At 40.9% G+C, this 23,195-nt stretch carries 32 protein-coding genes; 25 read left to right on the top strand and 7 right to left on the bottom strand.

Annotated features, from left to right (window positions below; genetic code table 11):
• Positions 1 to 17: 17 nt before the first annotated feature.
• Positions 18 to 785 carry a YdiY family protein gene (locus tag WAX86_RS01645; protein ID WP_065172543.1) on the bottom strand — a complete coding sequence of 256 codons (768 nt, stop codon included), beginning with the start codon at positions 783 to 785 and terminating at the stop codon, positions 18 to 20.
• Positions 786 to 1,065: 280 nt separating this feature from the next.
• On the opposite strand from WAX86_RS01645, the gene WAX86_RS01650 reads away from it, so the two are divergent.
• Genes WAX86_RS01650 through WAX86_RS01660 form a run of 3 tightly spaced genes read left to right on the top strand, consistent with a single transcriptional unit; the run spans position 1,066 to position 4,865 of the window.
• Entirely contained in the window at positions 1,066 to 2,463 is a 1,398-nt protein-coding gene (locus tag WAX86_RS01650) for a replicative DNA helicase (protein ID WP_036764498.1), read from the top strand.
• 26 nt (positions 2,464 to 2,489) lie between these two features.
• Positions 2,490 to 3,569 carry an alanine racemase gene (alr, locus tag WAX86_RS01655; protein ID WP_065172544.1) on the top strand — a complete coding sequence of 360 codons (1,080 nt, stop codon included), beginning with the start codon at positions 2,490 to 2,492 and terminating at the stop codon, positions 3,567 to 3,569.
• A gap of 15 nt (positions 3,570 to 3,584) precedes the next feature.
• A complete protein-coding gene (locus WAX86_RS01660) occupies positions 3,585 to 4,865 on the top strand; it encodes a BamA/TamA family outer membrane protein (protein WP_138222224.1) in 1,281 nt (426 codons plus the stop codon).
• A gap of 97 nt (positions 4,866 to 4,962) precedes the next feature.
• Here the strand turns inward: WAX86_RS01660 and WAX86_RS01665 are convergent, their stop codons facing one another.
• The gene (locus tag WAX86_RS01665; RefSeq protein WP_341489013.1) at positions 4,963 to 5,382 is read right to left on the bottom strand and encodes a secondary thiamine-phosphate synthase enzyme YjbQ; all 420 of its coding nucleotides are present in this window, start codon (positions 5,380 to 5,382) and stop codon (positions 4,963 to 4,965) included.
• Between the two features lie 233 nt (positions 5,383 to 5,615).
• Here WAX86_RS01665 and pgi point away from each other — a divergent pair, with 233 nt between their 5' ends.
• A complete protein-coding gene (gene pgi, locus WAX86_RS01670) occupies positions 5,616 to 7,268 on the top strand; it encodes a glucose-6-phosphate isomerase (protein WP_341489014.1) in 1,653 nt (550 codons plus the stop codon).
• Positions 7,269 to 7,356: 88 nt separating this feature from the next.
• Here the strand turns inward: pgi and WAX86_RS01675 are convergent, their stop codons facing one another.
• The 4 genes from WAX86_RS01675 to WAX86_RS01690 all read right to left on the bottom strand — a co-directional run bounded on the left by WAX86_RS01675 (position 7,357) and on the right by WAX86_RS01690 (position 9,773).
• Complete coding sequence (locus WAX86_RS01675) at positions 7,357 to 7,563, bottom strand: cold-shock protein (RefSeq protein WP_005301575.1); 207 nt, start codon at positions 7,561 to 7,563, stop codon at positions 7,357 to 7,359.
• Positions 7,564 to 7,832: 269 nt separating this feature from the next.
• Positions 7,833 to 8,294: a chemotaxis protein CheX gene (locus WAX86_RS01680; protein ID WP_036764492.1), complete on the bottom strand. Its 462-nt coding sequence runs from the start codon at positions 8,292 to 8,294 to the stop codon at positions 7,833 to 7,835.
• 30 nt (positions 8,295 to 8,324) lie between these two features.
• The gene (zur, locus tag WAX86_RS01685; RefSeq protein ID WP_036764490.1) at positions 8,325 to 8,774 is read right to left on the bottom strand and encodes a zinc uptake transcriptional repressor Zur; all 450 of its coding nucleotides are present in this window, start codon (positions 8,772 to 8,774) and stop codon (positions 8,325 to 8,327) included.
• 378 nt (positions 8,775 to 9,152) lie between these two features.
• The gene (locus WAX86_RS01690) at positions 9,153 to 9,773 is read right to left on the bottom strand and encodes a S24 family peptidase (RefSeq protein WP_106141427.1); all 621 of its coding nucleotides are present in this window, start codon (positions 9,771 to 9,773) and stop codon (positions 9,153 to 9,155) included.
• 119 nt (positions 9,774 to 9,892) lie between these two features.
• Between WAX86_RS01690 and WAX86_RS01695 the strand changes: the two genes are divergently transcribed.
• From WAX86_RS01695 to WAX86_RS01790, 19 genes are all read left to right on the top strand, one after another.
• The gene (locus WAX86_RS01695; protein ID WP_106141426.1) at positions 9,893 to 10,147 is read left to right on the top strand and encodes a pyocin activator PrtN family protein; all 255 of its coding nucleotides are present in this window, start codon (positions 9,893 to 9,895) and stop codon (positions 10,145 to 10,147) included.
• Positions 10,140 to 10,322 (top strand): hypothetical protein, encoded by a 183-nt coding sequence (locus WAX86_RS01700; protein ID WP_065172558.1) that lies wholly within the window; start codon positions 10,140 to 10,142, stop codon positions 10,320 to 10,322. Before WAX86_RS01695 ends, WAX86_RS01700 begins: the two co-directional genes overlap by 8 nt.
• Before the next feature lie 200 nt (positions 10,323 to 10,522).
• Positions 10,523 to 12,481, top strand: coding sequence for a hypothetical protein (locus WAX86_RS01710; RefSeq protein ID WP_341489015.1), 1,959 nt, complete (start codon positions 10,523 to 10,525; stop codon positions 12,479 to 12,481).
• Positions 12,468 to 12,677: a hypothetical protein gene (locus WAX86_RS01715; protein WP_106141423.1), complete on the top strand. Its 210-nt coding sequence runs from the start codon at positions 12,468 to 12,470 to the stop codon at positions 12,675 to 12,677. Before WAX86_RS01710 ends, WAX86_RS01715 begins: the two co-directional genes overlap by 14 nt.
• Entirely contained in the window at positions 12,667 to 13,017 is a 351-nt protein-coding gene (locus tag WAX86_RS01720; RefSeq protein WP_106141422.1) for a hypothetical protein, read from the top strand. Before WAX86_RS01715 ends, WAX86_RS01720 begins: the two co-directional genes overlap by 11 nt.
• Positions 13,014 to 13,475, top strand: a complete 462-nt coding sequence (locus tag WAX86_RS01725; protein ID WP_106141421.1) for a hypothetical protein — start codon at positions 13,014 to 13,016, stop codon at positions 13,473 to 13,475. Before WAX86_RS01720 ends, WAX86_RS01725 begins: the two co-directional genes overlap by 4 nt.
• The gene (locus WAX86_RS01730; protein WP_340642119.1) at positions 13,450 to 14,160 is read left to right on the top strand and encodes a type IV secretory system conjugative DNA transfer family protein; all 711 of its coding nucleotides are present in this window, start codon (positions 13,450 to 13,452) and stop codon (positions 14,158 to 14,160) included. Before WAX86_RS01725 ends, WAX86_RS01730 begins: the two co-directional genes overlap by 26 nt.
• 121 nt (positions 14,161 to 14,281) lie before the next feature.
• Positions 14,282 to 14,407 carry a hypothetical protein gene (locus tag WAX86_RS01735; protein WP_256254919.1) on the top strand — a complete coding sequence of 42 codons (126 nt, stop codon included), beginning with the start codon at positions 14,282 to 14,284 and terminating at the stop codon, positions 14,405 to 14,407.
• 13 nt (positions 14,408 to 14,420) lie between these two features.
• A complete protein-coding gene (locus tag WAX86_RS01740; protein WP_106141419.1) occupies positions 14,421 to 15,248 on the top strand; it encodes a major capsid protein P2 in 828 nt (275 codons plus the stop codon).
• A 13-nt stretch (positions 15,249 to 15,261) separates the two neighbouring features.
• Complete coding sequence (locus WAX86_RS01745; RefSeq protein ID WP_106141418.1) at positions 15,262 to 15,573, top strand: hypothetical protein; 312 nt, start codon at positions 15,262 to 15,264, stop codon at positions 15,571 to 15,573.
• Positions 15,574 to 15,741 carry a hypothetical protein gene (locus WAX86_RS01750; RefSeq protein ID WP_168443825.1) on the top strand — a complete coding sequence of 56 codons (168 nt, stop codon included), beginning with the start codon at positions 15,574 to 15,576 and terminating at the stop codon, positions 15,739 to 15,741. It begins immediately after the preceding gene.
• Positions 15,741 to 16,067 carry a hypothetical protein gene (locus tag WAX86_RS01755; RefSeq protein WP_237042494.1) on the top strand — a complete coding sequence of 109 codons (327 nt, stop codon included), beginning with the start codon at positions 15,741 to 15,743 and terminating at the stop codon, positions 16,065 to 16,067. Before WAX86_RS01750 ends, WAX86_RS01755 begins: the two co-directional genes overlap by 1 nt.
• On the top strand, positions 16,064 to 16,453 hold the full coding sequence (locus tag WAX86_RS01760) for a hypothetical protein (RefSeq protein ID WP_106141417.1): 390 nt from the start codon (positions 16,064 to 16,066) through the stop codon (positions 16,451 to 16,453). Before WAX86_RS01755 ends, WAX86_RS01760 begins: the two co-directional genes overlap by 4 nt.
• Complete coding sequence (locus WAX86_RS01765) at positions 16,440 to 16,991, top strand: hypothetical protein (protein ID WP_106141416.1); 552 nt, start codon at positions 16,440 to 16,442, stop codon at positions 16,989 to 16,991. Before WAX86_RS01760 ends, WAX86_RS01765 begins: the two co-directional genes overlap by 14 nt.
• A 2-nt stretch (positions 16,992 to 16,993) precedes the next feature.
• A complete protein-coding gene (locus tag WAX86_RS01770) occupies positions 16,994 to 17,755 on the top strand; it encodes a hypothetical protein (RefSeq protein WP_341489016.1) in 762 nt (253 codons plus the stop codon).
• A 1-nt stretch (position 17,756) separates the two neighbouring features.
• Entirely contained in the window at positions 17,757 to 18,464 is a 708-nt protein-coding gene (locus WAX86_RS01775) for a hypothetical protein (RefSeq protein WP_341489017.1), read from the top strand.
• A complete protein-coding gene (locus WAX86_RS01780; RefSeq protein WP_258175977.1) occupies positions 18,457 to 18,930 on the top strand; it encodes a structural protein P5 in 474 nt (157 codons plus the stop codon). The genes WAX86_RS01775 and WAX86_RS01780 overlap by 8 nt, the downstream gene beginning before the upstream one ends.
• Positions 18,931 to 19,379: 449 nt before the next feature.
• Positions 19,380 to 19,583 carry a hypothetical protein gene (locus WAX86_RS01785; protein ID WP_106141412.1) on the top strand — a complete coding sequence of 68 codons (204 nt, stop codon included), beginning with the start codon at positions 19,380 to 19,382 and terminating at the stop codon, positions 19,581 to 19,583.
• A gap of 385 nt (positions 19,584 to 19,968) precedes the next feature.
• Positions 19,969 to 20,484: a hypothetical protein gene (locus tag WAX86_RS01790; RefSeq protein WP_341489018.1), complete on the top strand. Its 516-nt coding sequence runs from the start codon at positions 19,969 to 19,971 to the stop codon at positions 20,482 to 20,484.
• A 20-nt stretch (positions 20,485 to 20,504) separates the two neighbouring features.
• On the opposite strand, the gene WAX86_RS01795 is transcribed toward WAX86_RS01790, so the two are convergent.
• On the bottom strand, positions 20,505 to 21,566 hold the full coding sequence (locus tag WAX86_RS01795; RefSeq protein WP_068968507.1) for a site-specific integrase: 1,062 nt from the start codon (positions 21,564 to 21,566) through the stop codon (positions 20,505 to 20,507).
• A gap of 106 nt (positions 21,567 to 21,672) precedes the next feature.
• On the opposite strand from WAX86_RS01795, the gene dusA reads away from it, so the two are divergent.
• Together dusA and pspG are read left to right on the top strand one after the other, a co-directional pair.
• On the top strand, positions 21,673 to 22,677 hold the full coding sequence (gene dusA, locus WAX86_RS01800) for a tRNA dihydrouridine(20/20a) synthase DusA (protein ID WP_065172575.1): 1,005 nt from the start codon (positions 21,673 to 21,675) through the stop codon (positions 22,675 to 22,677).
• 253 nt (positions 22,678 to 22,930) lie between these two features.
• The gene (gene pspG / locus WAX86_RS01805; RefSeq protein ID WP_005301565.1) at positions 22,931 to 23,170 is read left to right on the top strand and encodes an envelope stress response protein PspG; all 240 of its coding nucleotides are present in this window, start codon (positions 22,931 to 22,933) and stop codon (positions 23,168 to 23,170) included.
• The last annotated feature ends 25 nt before the right edge of the window (positions 23,171 to 23,195 follow it).

The raw sequence follows: 23,195 nt of genomic DNA on the forward strand, positions 1-23,195 counted from the left end.
CTCTCGATTTCTCGATCTTACATCTTAAACAACATATTAATCATAGTTGTTGAGTCACGCTTCTCTAGCCCATCGGGCACCCAGCTATACAGTTTCTGCGTATTGGAAATCTTAATCGCAATGCGCTCGGTCACTGAGCTGGTCATATTCAGTTCACTCTCTATCGTACTGTTACTGTTACCTGCCACACCCGTTAAGCTTGCTGAGAACTCAACTGTTTTCGATGGTTTCCAAGTCATGGTGGTATAGCCACGTAAAATAGGCTCATCGACCAAGTTTCGCTTGATGATATCACCCGAGCCAATCTCATCTAAATTAGGCTCTTGGTGGCGATAACCGGGACCTGCTTCTGCCCGCATCTGAAAATCTTGTAAACGAAATAAACGGTAACCTAAACCACTTGAGAAGGTAAAGTCGGCATAATAAGGGCCATAACGGTCATCGATGTAATTGGCGTTACCAAAAACATAGGTTCGGTCATCGATGATCATGTTTGACTGAACTTCAATCGAACCTTTACGTTTATCTTCTTCACCGTCTTTTTCTGCCAATAAGAATTTAAATTCAGCCGTATTATAAAAGCGCTGTTTGGTGTAGATAAATTTAAGGCGGGTATTCATCGATTGTGAATCTGAGTTACCAGAGAGCGATTGATAACCCAGTTCCAACTCCGTGGTGAGAGGTGATGGCACTGACTCTTCATTCGTTTCATCGGGTGTTTGGGTTGTTTCAGCGTAGGCAGCGGTATTTGCCAATAACAGTAACATCAGTAAATAGCGGGCCAAAACAACCTCTCAACAGTATAGGGTGAATATTTTTAGGAAGGAGGAGTATACCTGAGCTCTTTCCTACCTTCGAATGATACTCGATTATAACGTTCACTTATGCAGCAAAGAATGTGCAGTGTATCGGGATTTTGTCAGCATTTAGTTAGGAATCACTATTTCTTCCTCCATTGCCTCACAAAAGGAGTCATAATTAAAATGCTAACGAAGAAAACTAATGGTCTCGGATTGGATAGGGTATACTAACCAGCTTCACTTTCGGTAACGCACAGCAATTCTTATGGCAGAAACTAGTAAATCGTACAAAGTAAAAGATAAACAGATGGATGCAATCAAAATGCCTCCACACTCCCTAGAAGCTGAGCAATCAGTACTAGGTGGCTTAATGTTGGATAACGAGAAGTGGGACACCGTTGCTGAAAAAGTAGTGGCGAAAGATTTCTACAGTCGTCCCCATCGCCTTATCTTTGAATCTGCCGCCGCGATACTTGATGGTGGTCAGCCACTGGATTTAATTACGCTTTCTGAACAGTTAGAACAGAATGATAAATTAGAAGATGTGGGTGGTTTTGCCTATCTGGCTGAGCTTGCTAAAAACACCCCATCAGCGGCGAACATTTCAGCGTATGCCGATATTGTTCGTGAGCGTGCCATTATTCGAGACATGATTGGTGTGGCAAATGAAATTGCTGATGCCGGTTACGATCCTCAAGGTCGCACTACCGACGACCTATTGGATATGGCTGAGAGTAAAGTATTTGCCATTGGTGAACAGCGAACTAACGATAAAGAAGGGCCGCAGAATGTCGACTCTATCTTGGAAAAAACGTTAGAAAGAATCGAACTGCTGTACCAATCACCACAAGACGGTGTGACTGGGGTATCGACTGGATTTAGCGATCTAAATAAGAAAACCGCAGGTATGCAGCCGTCTGACTTGATTATCGTTGCTGCCCGTCCATCTATGGGTAAAACCACGTTTGCGATGAACTTATGTGAGAACGCAGCAATGGATCAAGATAAGCCCGTTCTTATCTTCTCGCTTGAGATGCCATCAGAACAGATCATGATGCGTATGTTAGCGTCGTTATCTCGAGTTGACCAAACCAAGATCCGTACGGGTCAGTTAGATGATGAAGATTGGGCTCGAATTTCATCGACCATGGGCTTATTGATGCAAAAGAAAAATATTTTCATCGATGATAGCTCAGGCTTAACACCGACCGAAGTGCGTTCACGTGCTCGTCGAATTGCCCGTGACCACGGCGGTATCAGCCTTATCATGGTCGACTACTTACAGTTAATGCGCGTACCGGGAATGCAAGATAACCGTACCTTAGAGATTGCGGAGATTTCGCGCTCGTTAAAAGCATTAGCGAAAGAATTGAACGTGCCTGTTGTGGCGCTGTCTCAGCTTAACCGTTCCTTGGAACAACGAGCGGATAAACGACCAGTAAACTCAGATTTGCGTGAATCCGGTGCGATCGAGCAGGATGCCGACTTGATCATGTTTATCTATCGAGATGAAGTTTATCACGAAGACAGTGCGCTAAAAGGCATTGCTGAAATCATCATTGGTAAGCAACGTAACGGTCCTATCGGTACGGTTCGTCTGACTTTCCAAGGCCAGTTCTCGCGCTTTGATAATTACGCGGGTCCGGCATTTGATGAAGAATAAAATAATTCCACAAACTAGGATTTTGAATGAAAGCTGCGACCGCTCATATTGATACAGAAGCATTGACGCACAATTTGCGCCAGCTGAGAACTCAAGCACCCAACAGTAAGATTTTGGCCGTTGTAAAAGCCAACGCTTATGGCCATGGTTTATTGCATGTGGCAAAGAGCTTGCCAACGGTTGATGCATACGGTGCTGCACGTATTGAAGAAGCATTGACGCTGCGTGCTGGTGGAATTGTTAAACCGATTTTATTACTAGAAGGCTTCTATTCTCCTTCTGATTTACCTGTCTTAGTAACCAATAATATTCATACAGTCGTGCACTCTATCGAGCAATTAGAGGCTCTAGAGCAGGCAGAACTTGATGGCCCGGTTGTTGTTTGGCTAAAAATTGATACTGGTATGCACCGTCTTGGTGTTCGCCCTGAGCAGATTGATGAGTTTATTACTCGTCTTCATGCGTGCCATAACGTAGCGAAACCACTGCGCTACATCAGCCATTTTGGTTGTGCAGACGATCTACAAAGCGATGTGACCAATCAGCAACTTGAGACTTTCTTAGCATTAACGGAAGGTTGTACTGGGGAGCGCTCTTTGGCCGCTTCTGCCGGCGTGTTAGCATGGCCAGACAGTCACTTAGAGTGGATTCGTCCTGGTATTGTTATGTACGGAATTTCTCCGTTTGCTGAACCTGAAATGTCGGCATCGGCTTATAACTTAAAGCCTGTGATGACCCTGACATCAAGCTTGATTGCCGTACGCGATGTGAAAAAAGGCGAGCAAGTGGGCTATGGTGGTAACTGGACCAGCGAACGTGACACAAAAGTTGGCGTTATTGCGATTGGTTACGGTGATGGCTATCCTCGTTCTGCGCCCAATGGCACTCCGGTATTAGTGAATGGCCGCATTGTGCCAATGGCCGGTCGTGTCTCAATGGATATGCTTACTGTCGATCTTGGCCCTGATGCTCAAGATAAAGTTGGCGATGAAGCCATTTTATGGGGTAACGGATTACCAGCTGAAGTGGTTGCTGAGCACATAGGTACGATTGCTTATGAGTTAGTAACTAAATTGACTTCGCGCGTTGCCATGACCTACACCTAACAACAGATAATCTGGATGAGGTTGATGACATCACATATATCTAAGGCCGTGGCAGTTGCTACGGCTTTCTTTTGCTTTCCAACTGTGGGGGCCGCAAGCGGTGACGACAATCAGGAAGATAAGAACTCTTCTTGGTATCACGATGCCGCTGCCGTCCCTTTTGCTTTTTCAACCGACAGTATGGGCCTTTCTATTGGCTTGGCGGGGGTTGTAAAAGGGGCGGGTCAACCACAGGCTTCATTGCTTGGTGCCGGGCTTGTAACCAACAAAGGCACATGGATGACCTATTTGGGGGCCTATAATTTTGCGCCATCTGAGCAAGGACGTTGGCTATTGGGAACTGAGCTTTATAGCGCAAACTATCAAGATTTTGATTACTTTCTTGGTGCGGGTGCTGGAAATGATTCCAGTGCTGATGATGCCGTTATCGCCGATGCCAATGAAGCTTGGTATCAATTGAGTGCTCGTTATATTTTGCCATGGGGCAGTGCTAAGCAAGAGCCGATCAAGTCAGCACTTATTCCTGCTCGTAAAATTACAGGTCATGCGCCTTGGAACAGTGGTGTTTCATCCATTGAATTTCGTCCTTTTTATCAATCACGTCAGTTTGAGCATTCTCCATCGCTGCCAACAACTCAGTTTTCAACCGCAGATAGTGTGTGGGGACTAGAAACTCGTTTAGATTGGGATAATCAAAACAATACTCGAAACCCAACCGAAGGCAGCCATACCCAAGTTAAGTTAACCTATGATCCAGGGGCATCGGAGCGACCAAGTTGGTGGAAATGGGAAATCAATCAAAGTTGGTTTTGGAATTTGGGCCAATGGGGGGATTTATTTGATCAACAAGTGATTGCTTTTAACGTCTATACCGCAGATACCCCAAGTTGGAATAATCGCGAGAGCGTTTCTGGTCAAGAGCAATATCAGCGCCCCCCTGAGTTTGCTGCAGTACGTTTAGGTGGTTTATATCGTTTACGCAGTTATCAAGGTGGACGATTTGCTGGGCGTTCAGCGCTAAGTTATAGCTTGGAGTACCGAGTAATGCCAGAGTGGCAGCCTTTAGGTGGTTGGCCTGTTTTTGATTGGTATGATGTACCGTGGTGGCAGTGGGTTGCTTTTGTTGATGCAGGACGCGTTGCCGACAGTTATTCGCTTTCTACTTTACACCAAGACATGAAATGGAGCGCAGGTGGCGCAATGCGATTCCAAGTTGAAGGGGTTGTTGTTCGTGCTGAAATGGCATGGGGCCAAGAAGAGAGCACGTTCCGAGTGATGGTGAATCAGCCGTTTTAATATCTGATTATCATGACCAGAACAGCATAACGAAATAAAAATCAGACGGATGCCATCAGTTCTTGGCATCCGTTTTTATTTGGATAGTTATGAATGGTTACTCACCTTGTAAAGTCACCATTAAATGGCGGCGGCCACCATAATCACGGTGCTCTCCTAAGTAAATACCTTGCCATGTTCCTAATGCTAATCGGCCATTTTTAATCGGGATCATCACACTACTACCTAATAATGACGCTTTGATATGAGCGGGCATATCATCATCACCTTCATAGGTATGGCGATAGTAAGGCGCACGTTCAGGAACCAGTTTATTGATATGAGCTTCAAGATCGCTACGAACGGTAGGATCGGCATTCTCATTAATGGTTAAGCTGGCTGAAGTATGCAAAATAAAGATATGGCATAACCCTACTGTATATTGTGCCAGTTCAGGCAGTTGTTGTTCTATTTCGTCGCTGATCAGATGAAATCCCCGTAATTTCGCTGTCAGTTCAATCTGTTTCTGTTGCCACATCTGTATATCCTCAGGGGATCTATCCCTATTCCAAATGACTATTTATCGGTATTATCAATCTTGTTTTTCATGATTTTACGCAATGACTAGGCTTATCATATCTCGTCATACTCAGTCATTAGATGTAAAATTAGCGCATAAACCTAAATTTGGGTGCAAGAATTCCAATCGGGGGTTCGTTTAGCAATAGGATTGCTCAGCGAATGAAACACAAGAAAACTAGGAACGTCACCATGTTAAAGAACATCAATCCAACGCAAACTCAAGCGTGGAAAGAGTTAACAGCACATTTTGAAGAAGTTCAAGATCAACAACTGACTGATCTTTTTGCCCAAGATAGCGAGCGCTTTGCTAAGTTCTCTGCAACATTCGGTTCTGAGATTCTTCTTGATTACTCAAAAAACCTAATCACTCAAGAGACACTAGATAAGTTATTTGCTCTAGCAAAAGAGACCGATCTAGCTTCTGCGATTACTGCTATGTTTAGCGGTGAGAAGATTAACCAAACTGAAGATCGCGCAGTACTGCACGTAGCACTTCGTAACCGTAGCAATACACCTATCATCCTAGATGGTGAAGATGTAATGCCTGCTGTTAACGCTGTTCTAGAAAAAATGAAGAGCTTCACTAACCGTATTGTAAGCGGTGAGTGGAAAGGCTACACAGGTAAAGAGATCACAGATATCGTAAATATCGGTATTGGTGGCTCAGACCTAGGTCCATACATGGTGACTGAAGCACTTAAGCCATACAAAACTCGTTTGAACATGCACTTTGTATCAAACGTTGATGGTACGCATGTTGCTGAAACGCTAAAAGGTTTAAACCCTGAAACCACGCTATTTTTGATTGCGTCTAAAACTTTCACGACGCAAGAAACCATGACTAACGCACTAACTGCGCGTGATTGGTTCCTAGCAACAGCTCAAGATTTTGCGCACGTAGCAAAACACTTCGCAGCGCTATCAACTAACGCTCCTGCAGTTTCTGAGTTCGGTATCGATACAGACAACATGTTCGAGTTCTGGGACTGGGTTGGCGGTCGTTACTCTCTATGGTCTGCAATCGGTCTATCTATCTCTCTATCTATTGGCTTTGACAACTTTGTTGCATTGCTTGAAGGTGGCCATGAGATGGATAAGCACTTTGCATCAACGCCACTTGAGCAAAACCTACCTGTTATTCTTGCGCTAATCGGTATTTGGTACAACAACTTCCACGGTGCAGAAACCGAAGCTATCTTGCCATACGATCAGTACATGCACCGTTTCCCTGCTTACTTCCAGCAAGGCAACATGGAATCAAACGGTAAGTATGTTGACCGTGGCGGTAACCCAGTAGATTACCAAACAGGTCCTATCATTTGGGGTGAGCCAGGAACAAACGGTCAGCACGCGTTCTACCAGCTTATTCACCAAGGTACTAAGCTAATTCCATGTGACTTCATTGCACCAGCAATTAGCCACAATCCAATTGGCGATCACCATCCTAAGCTAATGGCTAACTTCTTCGCTCAAACAGAAGCGCTTGCATTTGGTAAAACTAAAGAGCAAGTAGAAGCTGAATTTGTTGCAGCAGGTAAGAGCCTGGATGAAGTGAAAGATCTTGTACCATTTAAGGTATTTGAAGGTAACCGTCCAACAAACTCTATCTTAGTTAAAGAGATCACACCTAAGACTTTAGGTTCTTTGATTGCCCTATACGAGCACAAGATCTTCACTCAAGGTGTTATCTGGAATATCCTAAGCTTTGACCAGTGGGGTGTAGAGCTAGGTAAACAACTAGCAAACAAGATCCTTCCAGAGCTAAACAGTGCAGATGCAGTAGCTTCTCACGATAGCTCAACTAACGGTCTTATCAATGCGTTTAAACAATGGCGCAGCTAAGCGTTATTGCATAAATAGCAGATAGCTTAAACAAAAAACGCCGCACTCGATGCGGCGTTTTCGTATAACAATGGAGCGGTTACCTGTTTTACAGTGCAACAACTTCACTTGCTTGTGGACCTTTCTGGCCATCAGTGACGATGAATTCCACGCTTTGACCTTCACGCAGGGTACGACGGCCTTGAGATTGGATCGCACTGTAATGTACGAACACATCTTTGCCATCAACACCAGAGATAAAACCAAATCCTTTTTCATCGTTGAACCACTTAACGGTTCCAGTCAGTTTACTCATTTACGATATTTCCTTTGAATGAGATTGCTTGTAACGTGCTGTTGCCAGCCTCTTGCTGTTTTTGAGTATCGGCTAATTAGGTAACCAGATGCTTATCAAACATAATAAAGTCTAGCCGCTATTTTTTAAGCTGAATAGTTTTTTGTGATGATTTTATGAGCTTGGTAGAGGTTGGGAATGCAATTGGTGGAGAGAGTCACAAAGGTAAGATTCACAAGGAAAAAAGAGAAAATGCTGGCTTATTTCGACCGATAAGCCAGACATGATAATTAATCAAAACAGATCTCAATAAATGCGCGTCCATAGTCAGACTCAAACGGCATAATGATCACCGCACCTTCGCATTTGTGAGTAATGGTATGGCCGCGACCCGATACAACAGCTGGTGTTGCCATATCAAAATCGTAACCTTTGTCGGCTAAAATACGCTTGGCACCACCGGTAACCATATTGGTAATTTCGCCTACCATATCTGTGATTTCTTCATTAATTCCCACCGGACGTTCGCCGACCATGCGGTGCATAATTTCTAGCGCGAGTTTCTCATCGAAGGTGATCGACATCGACCCTTTAGTTTGGGGGCCAATCATTCCGATAAGACCAGACACATCACCACGGGCAATTTCGTCTTTCTTTAATCGCGGTTTTTGCGGGCTAAGCTCCATAGTGGTCATAGTCTGTACCACGTTGAGTAAGGAGGCGAGAAATGGGTTTACAAATTCTGCTTTCATAAAGATGTTCTTTCCTTAATGTCACTAAGGCTATTGTTTTGAGCTCAAGCAGTCGCGACAAACGCCATGGCTTTCTACCACATGGTGGTCAACCTTGAAGCCGTATTTTTCTGTTTTTTGGCGCAATAGTTTGGCTAAATCATCGTCATGGCACTCTTCCACATAACCGCATTCATCGCAAATCAGCAATTGTGAGCAGTGATCGGCATGACCTAGCACGCAACAGGCAATGTAACTGTTGGTGGATTCGACTTTGTGAATAAACCCTTGAGCCATCAAAAAATCCAGTGCGCGATACACTGTTGGTGGCTTAGCCTGAGGTTCACTCACTTTTAGCAGATCCAGCAGTTCATAGGCAGTAATTGAGCTATGGTGCTCAATAATCAAAGCCAATACCTTTAGGCGTTGCGGTGTTAAACGCACACCTCGTTGATCACATAGCTGTTGTGCTTTTTCCAGCAGCTGTGTTTGATTTGCCATAAGACCTCAAAAAATAACGATAAGCAACTTAGTGTACCATAGCCGAGGCTTAAAGGTATTCGTTTGCGAGGAGATATAAACTGAGCAAGAGCAAATTTGAAGCATAGAGTTTCGATCTGTATAATCCCGCTCCCTATTCTTGTAACCTTGCAAGCTTTTGAGTCTGAGTTAAGACCAACGACCTCTCGATTACAAAGAAACACCATTTATCTAGCTTCGCCATAGTGGGTTATATAGCTAAGGCGCTGAAATTTAGTGAGATTTTAACTATGTATCCATCAGCTCGATTCTCTGTCGCTCCCATGCTTGATTGGATCCACACTCCAGTAATTATCTAGGCTGAGAGTGCGATCCGTACTGAGATACGTACCTTAGCCGTTACATTCTTTGTCCCGACCAAACTACTTCTCCAATGATTTCGAAATCGAATGAGCTGATTTCTCCTCGACTCAATGACCAAGGTTCGTATGCGTCATTGTCGCTAATTACTTTTAGTCCCTCCTTTGAAAATTGCAGTCTCTTAACCATCAATTGACCGTCATATCTAAAGACATAAATTCCATCACCACCAATTTGATCAACGCTATGAACCATGACAAGAGCACCATTTTTTAGCGTTGGGTACATGCTGTCACCTTTGACTGGCATTAGAAAAATATTCTTTGGATTAACTCCAATTTCATTATGAATAAATGATTCTCTGAATATGAGGTCTGTTGATTTCTCTTCATTTACTACTAATGCGCCATAGCCTGCACTTACTTCAACTTCGTAGTAATCAATATTGATATAGCCCTTTGGCGTAGGTAATGCGCCAGTTTCGTATATATTTTGAGCTTTTAAGAAAATATCGTCAGGAATTTTTTTTCGTAATCGCCATGTCTGAATTGTTGATGGTGAAACACTTAGAATTTTTGCTAACTCTGTGTTTTTTGTAGTTTTAGTTAACTTCTTTAATTCGACAATTTGGCTGTCGACATCCATATTTTCATATTTCATATGTGTCTCACCGTGTTGCAATGCTATTGCAAAGATTGTTTTGTTGCTCTAATATGTTTCAAAAGTAATTTGAATACATTTGAATAACTATAAGTTGCTCAGAATCGCACAGGTGAAATATGAATACAACGTTTGCATTACTTGCCCGTTTTGAAAGTCCTACTGTTGAATTAAAGCAAGTAAGCCAAGAATTTTTTGGTATCACTCCTCGAACCGCTGAAATGCGAGCAAAGGTTAATGATTTCCCTGTTCCTACTTTCAAGCTCCGTGACTCAGAACGTAGTCCTACTTTAATGATGATTAAGGATCTCGCTGCTTACATTGATAAGCGCTATCAAAGTGCAAGAGCGGATTGGGAGCATATCCATGAATAAGTTTGAAGGTATAGCCATGTTAAAGCAGCAATTTAAACAGCTAAAGATTACTACTCCACCATTGAAAAAGGTGAAGAGATATAAGCTAAAAGGCTGTGAAGATTATCGCTATAGCAGAGGTTATCAAGTGGCAGCAAAGAGAGCCTTGGCAAGCCGAGTGGACTTACTTAAATGAGTCGAAATAAAGAATATGAAGTTCGACAAAAAGCTAAGGGTTTAAAGAAAGTAACGGTTTGGATACCGCAAGAGCGTGAGTCCGAATTTAAATTGTTAGCCGAAAAATGTTGTTCACATCGTCATTTATCTTTCAATTCGTTGCGTGATGTAGTCAGCGGAAAGTATGTAAGTTTAGAGCGTTTATAAGGTGCGTCACTGGTGACAAATAATGATTTGCTTTATGTAGCTGCAGCCGTTCAGCCACATTTTAAAACCATAAAAAATGACCTTGATTATGCCAGTCCTAAGACTGGTTTTTTTGCATCCAATAAAAATGATGCTGACTTTGCTAAACGCTCAAACTGGAAAATTGAAAAGTTAACTCAAGCACGACTTGAACAAGAACGCCAAATCCGCGCGGAACGCGCCCGTGAAACGGCAACGCAAGGCGTTGAGACAATAGGCTTGTCAAAGGCTGCAAAAGTCGGACACAGAAATAAAAGGGATTCAATTAGCCACAAGGCGCGACTTCTGCAACGTTCTACAAGCCGCAATGGTGAACAACTAAGTAGCGAGTCGTATTTCAACCATAACGGCTTATATGAGCTTACAGAAAAGCAAAAAGAGACCAATAAAACACGTATTCGATTAATGCACCGTGAGTGGGCAGGCCAATATCGTATTTTGCAAACAACCCAAGGGGCTTTGGGGAAAAATGAATTAGATGTGAATTCTGGTGACCGCTTTAGTGAGAAATTAACAAAAAGAGCTGTGACCAAAATTTTTGAATCTGGTGCATATGTTGCCACTTGTCACGGTGGTTTTACTACGTTCGTGACGCTCACATTCACCAAAAAGCAGAGAAATGCTCTATTTGGTTCGATGGTAGAAAGTGATGATGTACCAGCACATACACCAATTAGCATTGAACGCAATATGTCAAAGGTCATTGTTTCTGATATTGCAGGGGCTTATTGCCCTATTGATACAACAGCCGATGACCCACATAAGACCATTCCACTTATTGAGCTGGGTGGTGAATGGCAAATTGATGTCCACAATAAAAATGGCGAAATAGCAGGGGCTTATTGCCCTATTTGGTCAAAGCCTGAAAAGGAATTTACTATCACCAAAGATGCTGAAACAAGTATCGGTAATGAGGTTTCTCGCTTTGTTAATGGTGCGAAAAAGATGTTTGTTCGTGGCTGGAAAGGGATAGATAAAAACGAGCAACCTTTTGAAGTAGCGCCAAACGATGATGATTTCTTTTATATGTGGGTGGCTGAATGTCCACCTAATGACGAGGGTGAACCAAATCCGCATGTGCATTTACTCATGAAATGGAAAGTAGAGCCCGATTATTTTCAAGCCTGGGCAAAACGTCTTGAGGGTATCTGGGGTAATGGCCTTGCTCATATTGAAAGAATCAAACAACCAAAGGCAGCCAGTTCTTATTTGTTAAAGGCGGTTGGTTATGCGGCTAAAGGTGAAAACGGTGACCAAGGGCTAATTAAGGGCAATCGCTATGGTATTGCTAAATGTGCTCGCGCTCCTGCATGGGAATGTATCGCTTCATTTGAAGCTGGGAACATGGCAGGGATTATCAAAGAGTGTGCCTATAAGTTGGAGCAGTGGAAAAAACCATTACAACGCTACCAGCGCAAGCTAAACAAAGAGAGAGATAGTTTAGTTAAGGCTAAAAGACTAGCTAAAGATGGTCACATTAAAAGTGATATAACAAAAATCACCAATAAACTAAACCGTATTGAAAATGCTATTCGTAGGAATACAGAGCAAATGCGCTCGCGTGGTGTTCATGCCTCTACAAAAAACCAATTCTGCTTATCTTTTGACGGTGAAAACGCCCATGAAAAAGCATGGGATTTTCTTTTGTGGTCAGCGGGTGCGCGTGGCTGGTCGATGATACCCGTAGATGGCGAAACCGACTACACACACAATATTAATTTTGAAAGTGTTTATTACAGTGCTGTTGAACATTATCAAAGTTCACATCATCGTTTTTTAGACCGTCAATGTTACTGGCGGTCAGTTCTTAGCGATAGCGTTACTCATAAGCAATCTATCAGTGATGAGGTGGAGCAATACATTACTGAAAAGGCCGTTTGTGATTACTACGATTATCGTACTTTGGAGAGAAATAACCATGCAATCAACTAAAGAGCAATTGGAAAATATGTCACGTAGACGAGCATTGCTTTGTGAATCTCTATCTAAGAGACGTATCGAGCTGTCAAAAAGCTTTATGACTCGCGGCATAGCAGAGGAACTTGAGCCAGTTGAAAAACTAATGCTGCAATTCTCAAAAGAATTAGATTTGTTAGGGGAAATTATAGGGGGTAACAATGCCAATTAAGCGCGGTTATATGGTGTGTCGTTGCTGTGGTGAAGTGGCAACAGTTTATGAGGCCGAGGGCAAACGAACTGGTGAGCTATATGTAGTTTGTCCAGAATGCGGGACTGACCAATCAAATAAGCCAACTAGACAGAAATTTATTCGTGAGCATATGGCAGAAACAAGAGAAGAGTTAGAACAAAAATCAATGATCTCTGATGTTGTGGAACCTGTATCAAATATGCCATCGGATACAGTATCAAATAATGATGATGGTGAAGAAAATAGCGGTTTCGGTTGGGGAAAGTTGCTAGGTGTGGTCGGTGTTGTAGGTCTTTGTTTCTTAGGGGTTAAACGATGAGTGATACAGTATTAAATGATGAACAATTAGCAGTTAGTAAGATGCTTGAAGCGTCTGACCGTTTAGAAGAGTCAGAAACGTTTAACGCTGATGCAGTATTAGATGATGTTTCTGATACGGTATCCAGTGAAAAACAAGAGCAGTACGAAAAGATAGAGCAACAGGCTATAGCTCAAATGTCAGGGTATGGTCTGTTAATGGTGCAGCAGTTAGTTAGATGGAAAACCAAAAACCCTAATATAGCAATTCGCCCCGAACTACAGGAACAATTTGCAACGGTGCTACCAGATGCCCTTGCTGAGTGGGGTATTAAAGCGCCTGATTTCTTAGATAAATATGCCGCGACAATGGCTCTTGGTATGACGGTTATTCAGATTACAACCGATATGGGGGCGCAACATATGCAGTATAAACAGAGCTTAATAGGATGTGATGATGGCGAAGAAACCGCAGCTTAGATTTCCCAATCCAAGAAACCCAAATAATGCGCTATCAAATAAGCATTGTTTTTATGTTGCAACCAGTGAGGGCGGGAAAACATCGGCAGTGAAAAAGATGCCTAAGGACCCAAGGTTAAAGGCTAATGAGCAATATGTGTTTTTTGACCCGTATGGTGATTATCAAGGGGTATTTAAGGGCAAGGCAGTACAGCACTACAGTAATGCGTCTGAATTTTATCTGGCTTTATGCAAGGCTAGAAATAGTAAAAAGGCGTTTCGAATAGCGTATCAGCCTATGTTTACCACCGCATACGAGATGGATAGATTTTGCGGTATCGTTTGGTCATTAGGGGATGGCAGTCAACCGATGCACGTAATCATTGAAGAGGTTGCACAATTCGTTAATTCCAGCGGTTCGGCTACAGGGTATCTTAATAACTTGATTAGCGTGGGGCGTAAATTTGGCCTTATGTTGAGCTTTCTCTTTCAGCGTGGGCAAGCGGTTCCAAAAACTCTTATCGGTAACTGTGCTTATAAATGGATAGGAATGCAGGAACGGCAGAAAGATGCATATTACTTGTCAGAGGAAACAGGTATACCAGTTGAAGAGATACTATCGCTCACAAAACTACACTATGTTTTTAAGTCTCCAGGTTCGCGGGATAACTACGAAAAAGGCGTTATTCGATACAAAAAAATGTGATAACCGTCCAAAAATTGAGCGTTTGATACCTTAAGGTATCAGGCGCTTTTTTTTATTGACTCGATACAGTATCACTTGGGTATGTTGTCAGCCTCGAAACAACATACTAAGAGGTATCAAAATGCCAACTAAGGCTAATGGTAAAGTAATTTTTTGGTCTGTAGCTGCTACGTTACTGACAATGTGGGCAATTCATAAAGTGGATATGTTCGAAGGCGTTCGTTCTGAAATTGGCCTAGACGACTAAGGGAGTTATATCAATGAATCGTAATTCTCGTGTTGAAAAAATGAGCTCATTTTCTGGTGTGGGTTGGAATCAAACCGCTACTTTGGTTATCCCTACAGGCCGCGTGTATGAGTCAATTATCTTAAAGACCAATCTAACCGCTGAGCAGTTGAAAGTTGCGCGTTTAACACTAAATAGCGAACAAATTTACGTGCCAACAGGTAAAGACCTTGTGGCCATGCAAAAGATTCTAGGTCAAAAAACAAAAGAAGGTTTTTTCCTGATTCCATTTGCTGATACGACAATGCGTGAGCAGGGTGGCATTACATGCACATCATTAGTCACTGAGCCAAACGATGCTATTACGCTGGAATTAGATTTAGGTGCTAAGGGTTCTCATGAAGTACCAACTATCGAAGTGTGGGCGGTAGTTTCTGATGTTGTATCACCTCGCGTGATTGTTCCTCGCTGGCAGTATCAATCAATGCAGGCGGGTGCTATTGGCACTAATACATTTGATAATCTAACTTGGGCTCCGTTGCGATTTGTTCGCCGCATGCTCTTTAAATCAGATGCAATTACAGAATTAAAAATTAAACGTGATTACGTGGAAGTGTTTAAGTCTGATTTAGAAGTGAATAACTTCATGCTTGAACAGAACAATATGGATCTTTTCCCGCCTACAGATAGTTTTCTATTTGACCCGTTAGCGCGTGGCATTGTGAAAGATTACGTGTTCCCTACAGCACATCAAAATCAACTCAAGTTTGATGTTGAGTGTAAAAAACAAGTGGCCAGTATTCCGATTCTCGTTCAAACGTTTGAAATTGTACGCCCTGAGTATTTTAAAAAAGCTAAATAACTAAGGTGGTGTTATGTCATGGTTTGGTGATGCGTGGGATTCGGTCACCGATACCGTTGGTGATATTGTCGGAGGGGTAACCGATACTATTACAAGTATTGTTGATAGTGGTAAAGAGATTGCCGATTCTATTGGTGGTGCTGCTGACTCTACAGCTAATGCGGGTGAGTCGGTACAGCATGCCGCTGATAAGTGGGGAAATGCTCAAACATCTATCAACAAAGCTAAGGGGGGCGGTTCTTCTGCTGTCTTGTTCGGTGTTGGTGGTGTGCTGGCTATATTGTTGTTAGTTGCATGTACTACTTCAAGTGCGGGTAAAAAATAGATGCCTTATTTGATTGTTGGTGGTTTAGCAATGCTTTTGTATGGCTCTAAAAAAGTTGTCGATAGTGTTGGTGATACAGCTAAAAAAAGTGAGGGCGCACTAGATAGATTATTGGCAATTACAGTAGTTGGTGGCGTTGCCTATGTAGCATATAAGGGGATGAAATAATGGGTAATCCTTTTAGTGTTACGACTGGCGGTAGTTTTTCGGATGGGTTCGCGTCGGCTGTTGGTGATGAATATAGTTCGCCAACTAGTAGCGGATTTGATTTTGATTTGGGGCTTGGTGATATGTTTCCAAAGATACCGGGCGTATCAACCGGAGGCGGTTCGCTTGATTTGGGTGGCGGTGGTCCGTCATCCAACCATAGTACGACCAATAACCAAAATGGTTTTAGTGGTGGTACGTTAAATATGGGTTCGTCTTTTGGGATTCCTACTTGGGCGATTCTTGTAGCTGGCTGCGTAGCCGCTTATTTGGTGTTAAAGAAATGACAATATCAAGCCACTTTACTCGTGAAAAATGGCCAAGAGTAGCGCATTTACTTAAGCCTGTTTTAGGTAATTACTTTGAACAAGCAAAGGTTAATGTTGAGACAGGAAAAGAGCATTTATTTTCTATAGATAATTATTCCGTATGTCTTTTACGAGCAGAGGGGCTTGAGCTTGTTGTTGTTGGTTTTGTGGGTGTTCATCAATTGTCGAAGTGTGCGCCAGTGATAGCTGAACTTGCGCGGGAAATGGGAGCGAAGTCAATACGCTTGCACACAAAGAGAAAGGGGGAGTGCCTATTTTTAAGGCGAGTGGGGTTGCCGTTCTTTGTTGATGAAAAACGGCAAGATGAATACGTCTTGAGGATGTTTATAGATGGGTGGCGATAGCAGTAGCAGCAGTAGTTCTACTAACGTCACCACTAATACTAGCGGTCAAAATGGTATTAGTGGCGATAATACTGGGGCTGCAATAAGTGGGGTTAATAATTCCACGATTTCTGTTTCAACTACTGACCACGGCTCAATAGAAATGGCGGGGGATGTGCTCAATCAAGCGCTTGAAGAAATAGGAAAGGTTTCAGATAGTGCAATAGATGGGGTGAATGATGCCAATGAGCGGTCAGTTGAAGCAATAAAGGATGTTAATGATAAATCATTAAGTTTTGCATCGGATACACTTGATAGAACGTTAGACACGGTTAATAGTTCAATTTCAGTTACTAAAGACCTTGCCATGCAAACGTCATCTAACTCACGTTATCAAATGCAATACGCTAAAGACATGCTAAGTGATTTTATATCAAGTAGTGAAAACTTAATGACTAATGGACAATCACAGCAAACTAATTCAAATACAAAAATAATCCAAATGCTACTTTTAGTTTCAGGTGTGGTAATGGGAATTTATTTTTATCGGAAGCGTTAACAATGAGACGAACAATTGTCATCGAGTCGGGTGGTGATTATTACTTTAATATTAGCTCTACAAATGAATTTCTAATTATTCGTGAGAGTGATGGCAATGTAATATTTTCCTGCGATGGATTTACACCGCTTGAGTTATCTCGCGGTGATAATGTCGATGTAAAAAAATATAGCCTTGCTCGAACTCGTTTACATAACCCAAATGAGTTTGATATTGCAGTAGAGTATCAACTATCTGATACATATATTGTTGTGCCACCAAAAATCATTGGTATTGATGGTAGTGTAAATATAAGTTCAATTAGTGATGCCATATCAATTCAAAAAATAATTGAACAAGTAACGGTAAAGACAATTGAAAATATTGTAACGGTTAAAGGTGATGTTAACGTAAGTAATAAACTTAACGTTGATGTTAATAATACTGTTTCTGTGTCTGGTACTGTTGATATTGGTAGTGTGGTTGATGTTGACATTAAGAATAAACAAATTGAAGCTCAAATCATTAATACTAATCCGCTAATGGTTGAAAACAATGTAAGTGGTAATGTTAGTTCTACTAAGTTGTTAGAAAGTCATACTTTTAATAATGAAAAAGTAACTTATATGAAATTAATTGCCAATACTGGAAATAAAAACCCAATTAATTTCTTAGGTGTTGATATTCTGGCGGGGACTGAGTTTGTATTAGATGCTTCTTTTGTTTGCTCGGAAACTATTACTATTGTTAGTGGGGATTCAGCAATATTGATTAAGGTGGGTTAATTTGAATATTAATAATGTCACTCTTAATGGTATTCCGTTAGATGAAAAAAAAGATGTAGTTATAACGGGACAAGAAACATTACTAGATAAAGACTCACAAAAAACAATTGCTCAAGCAATAAAAGAGCTATCGGATGAAATTCAAGTCATTATTAATGGTGGCGGTTCTGGTGGTTCTGGTGGTTCTGGCGGTAACTCTGAAACAATTAAACTTGAGTTAGTATCTAGCAATATACAGTTATTTGATTATGACACAGGAAAACAACTATCAAGTAGCAATAGTAAATGGTTTGCCCTTGGTGGCTGCTGTGTTGAAAGATACGGTAACTTATGCTGTTTATCGCTTGCCGTTGGGTTTAAAGGCTCTGAAGCTGATTTAGTAAAAGAGCAATGGGGTATCTTTGATAAGCTAGTTATTAGAGCTAACGATATACCTGACCCATTAATGCTAATTACTGGATATGGTCAAAGTGCTTTCGCTCCATTATGGGTAGATTTAGTTAATGGTAACGGAAAAATACAGGCTGGAACGGCGGCGCTAGTTCGAGTTAATGAGTTTGGGGGAATGCCTAATGATTATTCTCTTGAGCTAAGGTTTGATGTGTCTCCAGTTGTAAATGCTCCTGATACGTCTGGTATTTTAAATAATTTATTTATGCAGTTCTGGTATTTCTCTGATGAGAAAACAAAGAGTAAGAGTCATGAATAAAATATTAGTCATTACGGGCTCTGTGGTTTTTCTTGTTGCGGGTGTGGGGGTAACTTACATGTCAACATCATCAAAGGCGCGGGGTATTAGAAATAATAATCCGCTTAATATCGAATACAATAAAAATAATGATTGGGTGGGGCAAACTGGCAGTGATGGCCGCTTTGCTAGATTTAATAAGCCTGTTTATGGTATTCGTGCTGCTGCGAAATTAATTGCTAATTATTACAATAAGTATGGGTTGCGTTCTGTGTATTCTATTGTTAATCGTTGGGCTCCTAGCCATGAAAACGATACAAATAATTACGCAAATTTTGTGGCTAAAAAAATAGGTGTTGGAGTTAATGAAACAATAACACTAAACAAATTGCCTCAACTTATAGCGGCAATGATAAAAATGGAAAACGGGGTGCAACCGTATTCTATGTCTTTAATTAATAAAGCTGTTTCACTGGCTGGAGTTTAAAAAATGAAAGGTAATACAAGTTCTTATATCGCAATGTTCGTGGTTGGTACTCTGTCAACTGTGGCGGGTGCATGGGTTATGTCTAAAATGAGTCAAAACACAAATAAAACCGCTTAATGAATGCGTGAATTATTTAATGCTGTAGCCTTATATTTTGCGAGCATATTCGAATCTAAACAAAAATTAAATGAGATAAAAATAAAGGAACTATCAAAGCAAGATGACTTAAGTTTTTTAAATCGTGGACTAAAAGACGATTTATTAGTAATTGCTTTTTACTTTCCAGTTCTAATGTTATTTATACCTCAATTTCACAATCAAGCTGTGGAGGGGTTTAAATCACTACAGGTAATACCACAATATTATTATTATGGTTTAGTGTTGATTTTGGTTGATACGTTTGGATTTAGGGTGATGCTGCGGAAATATGTAGAAAGGAAATTTAAATAGTGTCACCAACTGAGTTAGGTATTATCAAGTATGCTTTGGAGTTAGGTCTAACACCTGAGTTTGCTTTGATGTCATTTCTAGCATTTCAAATGTATAAGCTAAACAAAAAACAAGTCGAATCTCTTCAGATGATGCGTGAACATTTTGCCAGAATGATTGCTGAGCATGATAAGCGTATTGCTGTAATTGAGGCTAAAAATTAAGGGGGAATAATGGCTAAAGTTGGGTTGAAGTCTAATGGCCGATTGAAGAAAGGCTATAAATTCGCGAAAGGTGGTCGAGTCGTAAAAGTGTCTACTACAAAACGCAGAAAACGCAAATAACCATTAGAAGAACTAATTAAAAAGCCCTCAGAAATGAGAGCTTTTTGTATATAAGTTTTTGTAAAATAATGGTGTTTTTGTATGGTGGCATTGGTTTTGAAGAAATGAAATATTAAATGGCCTCAAAGTTAACGGACGGTTGAGGAAAGGTTATAAATTTAAAAAAGGGGGGAAAGTCGTTCGAGTCAAAAAATGATATTTGTAAAAAAATGCTCATAGATTAATAATTATAACATAGCGTAATCATATCTATATGGTTCAAGTAATGAGCGACTCAGATTCTAAAAGAAATCACGATATTGGTAATATAATTATGGTTGGGGTAACTATAGCTATAATTTGCGGAATATCACTATATACAATAAATTTTATTTATGGATTATCTATATTTGATCTGTTATTGCTGACATTAAAAATTCCTATTTGGGGAGTTTTGCTTTTTATTTCCTCTGTTATCTTATTGATTATGATTACTTTTTTTTGCAATAAGGATAAGGGGCATAATATCACAGGTATCGGGAGAGGATATTATTTTGGAGTTAATTGGGAATGGAGTTATTTGTATTATGAGAATCGATATATTCCATATATGTTTAAGCCAATTTGTCCGAAATGTCAGTGTGAAATGTCTAAGGTCACTTCATTAGGTGGTGGAGATTTGCAATTTAAATGCAGTTCTTGTGATGGTATAAATTCTAATGTTATACATTTAAATCGTAATGACCTTGATGATTTTATGGGAACAATAGTTAGTCCATCAGATAAAAAAGAAGCTCGCTAACATATTAGCGAGCTTCTTCATTATGATTTATTATGTAGATTATAGGGGTAAAGCTGAGTATACACTTGCCATAACACATTCAAACTTCTATGGCCTGTTACCTGTGCAACTTCCTCTATAGAGTACCCTTTCTCAAATAATCGGCTTGCTCCTTCACGACGAAGATCGTGATAGCGTAAGTCGGTTATTCCTAAACTGTTCCTTACTCTTTGAAATCCAGCACTCACACTACGCGAGTTATAAGGGAAAATGAGAGAGCTTTCTTTTGGTTGCCTCATAACAATATCAAAAGATTCACCAAGTAAAGGAACTACCATGTGATTACCTGTTTTCTTTCTGGGATCTTTACGGTCACGAACTAGAACAGTTTTATGCTCGATGTTGAGATCATCCCATTGTAGTTTGCAAACTTCTCCAATACGCATACAGGTGAGAATACTAAAGTCTAGAATATCGAGAAAAGGTATTCGGATTTGTCCATTAGGCCGATAGTTTTGCCTTTCTTTTAGGCCCTCTTTTAGTTTCTCTAGTTCGTCATTTGTCGGTCTGCGAGTTCTTTTTTGGCTCTTACCTATTAACTTCATATCAATCAAGACTGGTATCGTCTCTTCAAAAATCTCTGTGTTAGCAGTGATATTGAAAACAGGTTTTGCTTTTTTCATTACAGAACGTAGATAAGCAACATCATGGTAAATAGTGACAGGTTGTGTGCCTGTAGCTTTACGATTTCTACAATGTTGAATGATGTCACTTGATTTCAGGTGATTGCAGTCAATCAAAGAAATGTCGCAGTCTCTTAGCATACGAATGACATATTGCTTAGTTCTTCCAGTGTTATCCCATAAGTCTCTATCATTCATATACATATCAAGAAGTTTATATATAGGAACTGACTTCACAGGAGCTTTGGGGTTTTCTAGTTCATTTACACGTTTTAATGCAAAGGTTCGTGCAAACTCTTTTTTTCTGAATGTTTTTGACTCTCTGTGTATAATTCCAGAATTGTTTTTAACGATAATGTCGACAGTAAAGCGAAGTTCTCCGCTTTTTAGTTGGCGTTTTCTAATGCTGAATGATGCCATTTGTCCTACCCAAAAATACGTACTTGATGCGTACGGACAAGAGAATTGAGGCGTAATTCTACATAAGTACTGTATAAATATACAGTATCGAGATTTTAAGTAAGTTATGAATAATACTGATAAAATTCAAAAATATGCCGCTAATCGCTTTTCCGTAGCACCTATGCTTGATTGGACCGACCGTCATTGCCGTTACTTTCACCGTTTAATGAGTGAGCATGCTCTGTTGTACACTGAGATGGTGACAACTGGCGCGATTATTCACGGTAAAGGCGATTTCTTAGCGTATAACGAAGAAGAGCATCCATTAGCGCTACAGTTAGGTGGTTCAAACCCAGCTGATCTTGCTCGTTGTGCGAAGTTAGCGCAAGAGCGTGGTTATGATGAGATTAACTTAAATGTAGGTTGTCCTTCAGATCGTGTTCAAAACGGTATGTTTGGCGCATGTTTGATGGGCGAAGCTGAGTTGGTGGCACACTGTGTTGCCGCTATGCGTGAAGTGGTGGATATTCCTGTAACCGTCAAAACGCGTATTGGTATTGATGAGCAAGATTCTTATGAGTTTTTGACTGATTTTATCGGAACCGTAGCGGAAAAAGGCGGCTGTGATAACTTTACTATTCACGCTCGTAAAGCTTGGCTAAAAGGTCTAAGTCCAAAAGAGAACCGTGAAATTCCACCTCTAGACTATCCTCGTGTGTACCAGTTAAAACGAGATTTTCCAGAACTGACCATGGGCATTAATGGTGGCATTAAAACCTTTGAAGAGATGGAAGAGCACCTGCAACATATGGATGGTGTGATGGTAGGCCGTGAAGCGTACCAAAGCCCATACCTTATGGCAGAAGTTGATCAGCGTTTATTTGGCAGCACAAAACCTGTGATGAAACGTCGTGAAGTAGTTGAAGCGATGTACCCATACATTGAACAGCAATTGGCACAAGGTTCTTACTTAGGTCATATCACTCGTCATATGCTAGGTCTGTTCCAAAATATGCCTGGTGCACGTCAATGGCGTCGTCATATTAGTGAAAATGCTCATAAACCAGGTTCTGGCATTGAAGTACTACAACAAGCTCTGGCTAAAATTCCTGCTCATTTAGATGTGTAGCTCGTCAAAAAAGCCAATAGTTAGCTAATTAGACCAGTATTTGAGATAAGGCTGCTTACAGTAATGTGAGTGGCCTTTTTATTTACCTGAAATATAAGAGAATTTTAAATTCTTTAACTTGGCTCGGTTTGTGCAATATCGAACAATAACAAAGTCTTTAAAGCCGCTGTCTTTGTCTGATAGCTTGCGATAAAGTGAATAAATAACAACAAGAAAAAGAGCGATTAACGCTGACGATTTAGAGGATAAGGTTATGTTTGAACTGTTATTTTTATTAGCATTTACTGCGGTGTTAGTATTCACAGGTATTAGTGTGATCGGTATTTTGGTGGCGGTAGCGGCAGGTTTTGCTCTGATGATGGTAGCGGGAATGCTGGGGTTAGTGATTAAGTTGCTACCTTGGATTATTGTGATTGCCATTGGTGTCTATTTCTACCGAGAGCACAAAGAAAAGCAGGCTCGTCGTGATAACGATTACCGCCGCCGTTACTAGTTGTAGGTCAGAAAGGTGTCATAGT

Source organism: Photobacterium damselae subsp. damselae, assembly GCF_038086725.1.
GTDB classification, from domain to species: Bacteria; Pseudomonadota; Gammaproteobacteria; order Enterobacterales; family Vibrionaceae; genus Photobacterium; species Photobacterium damselae.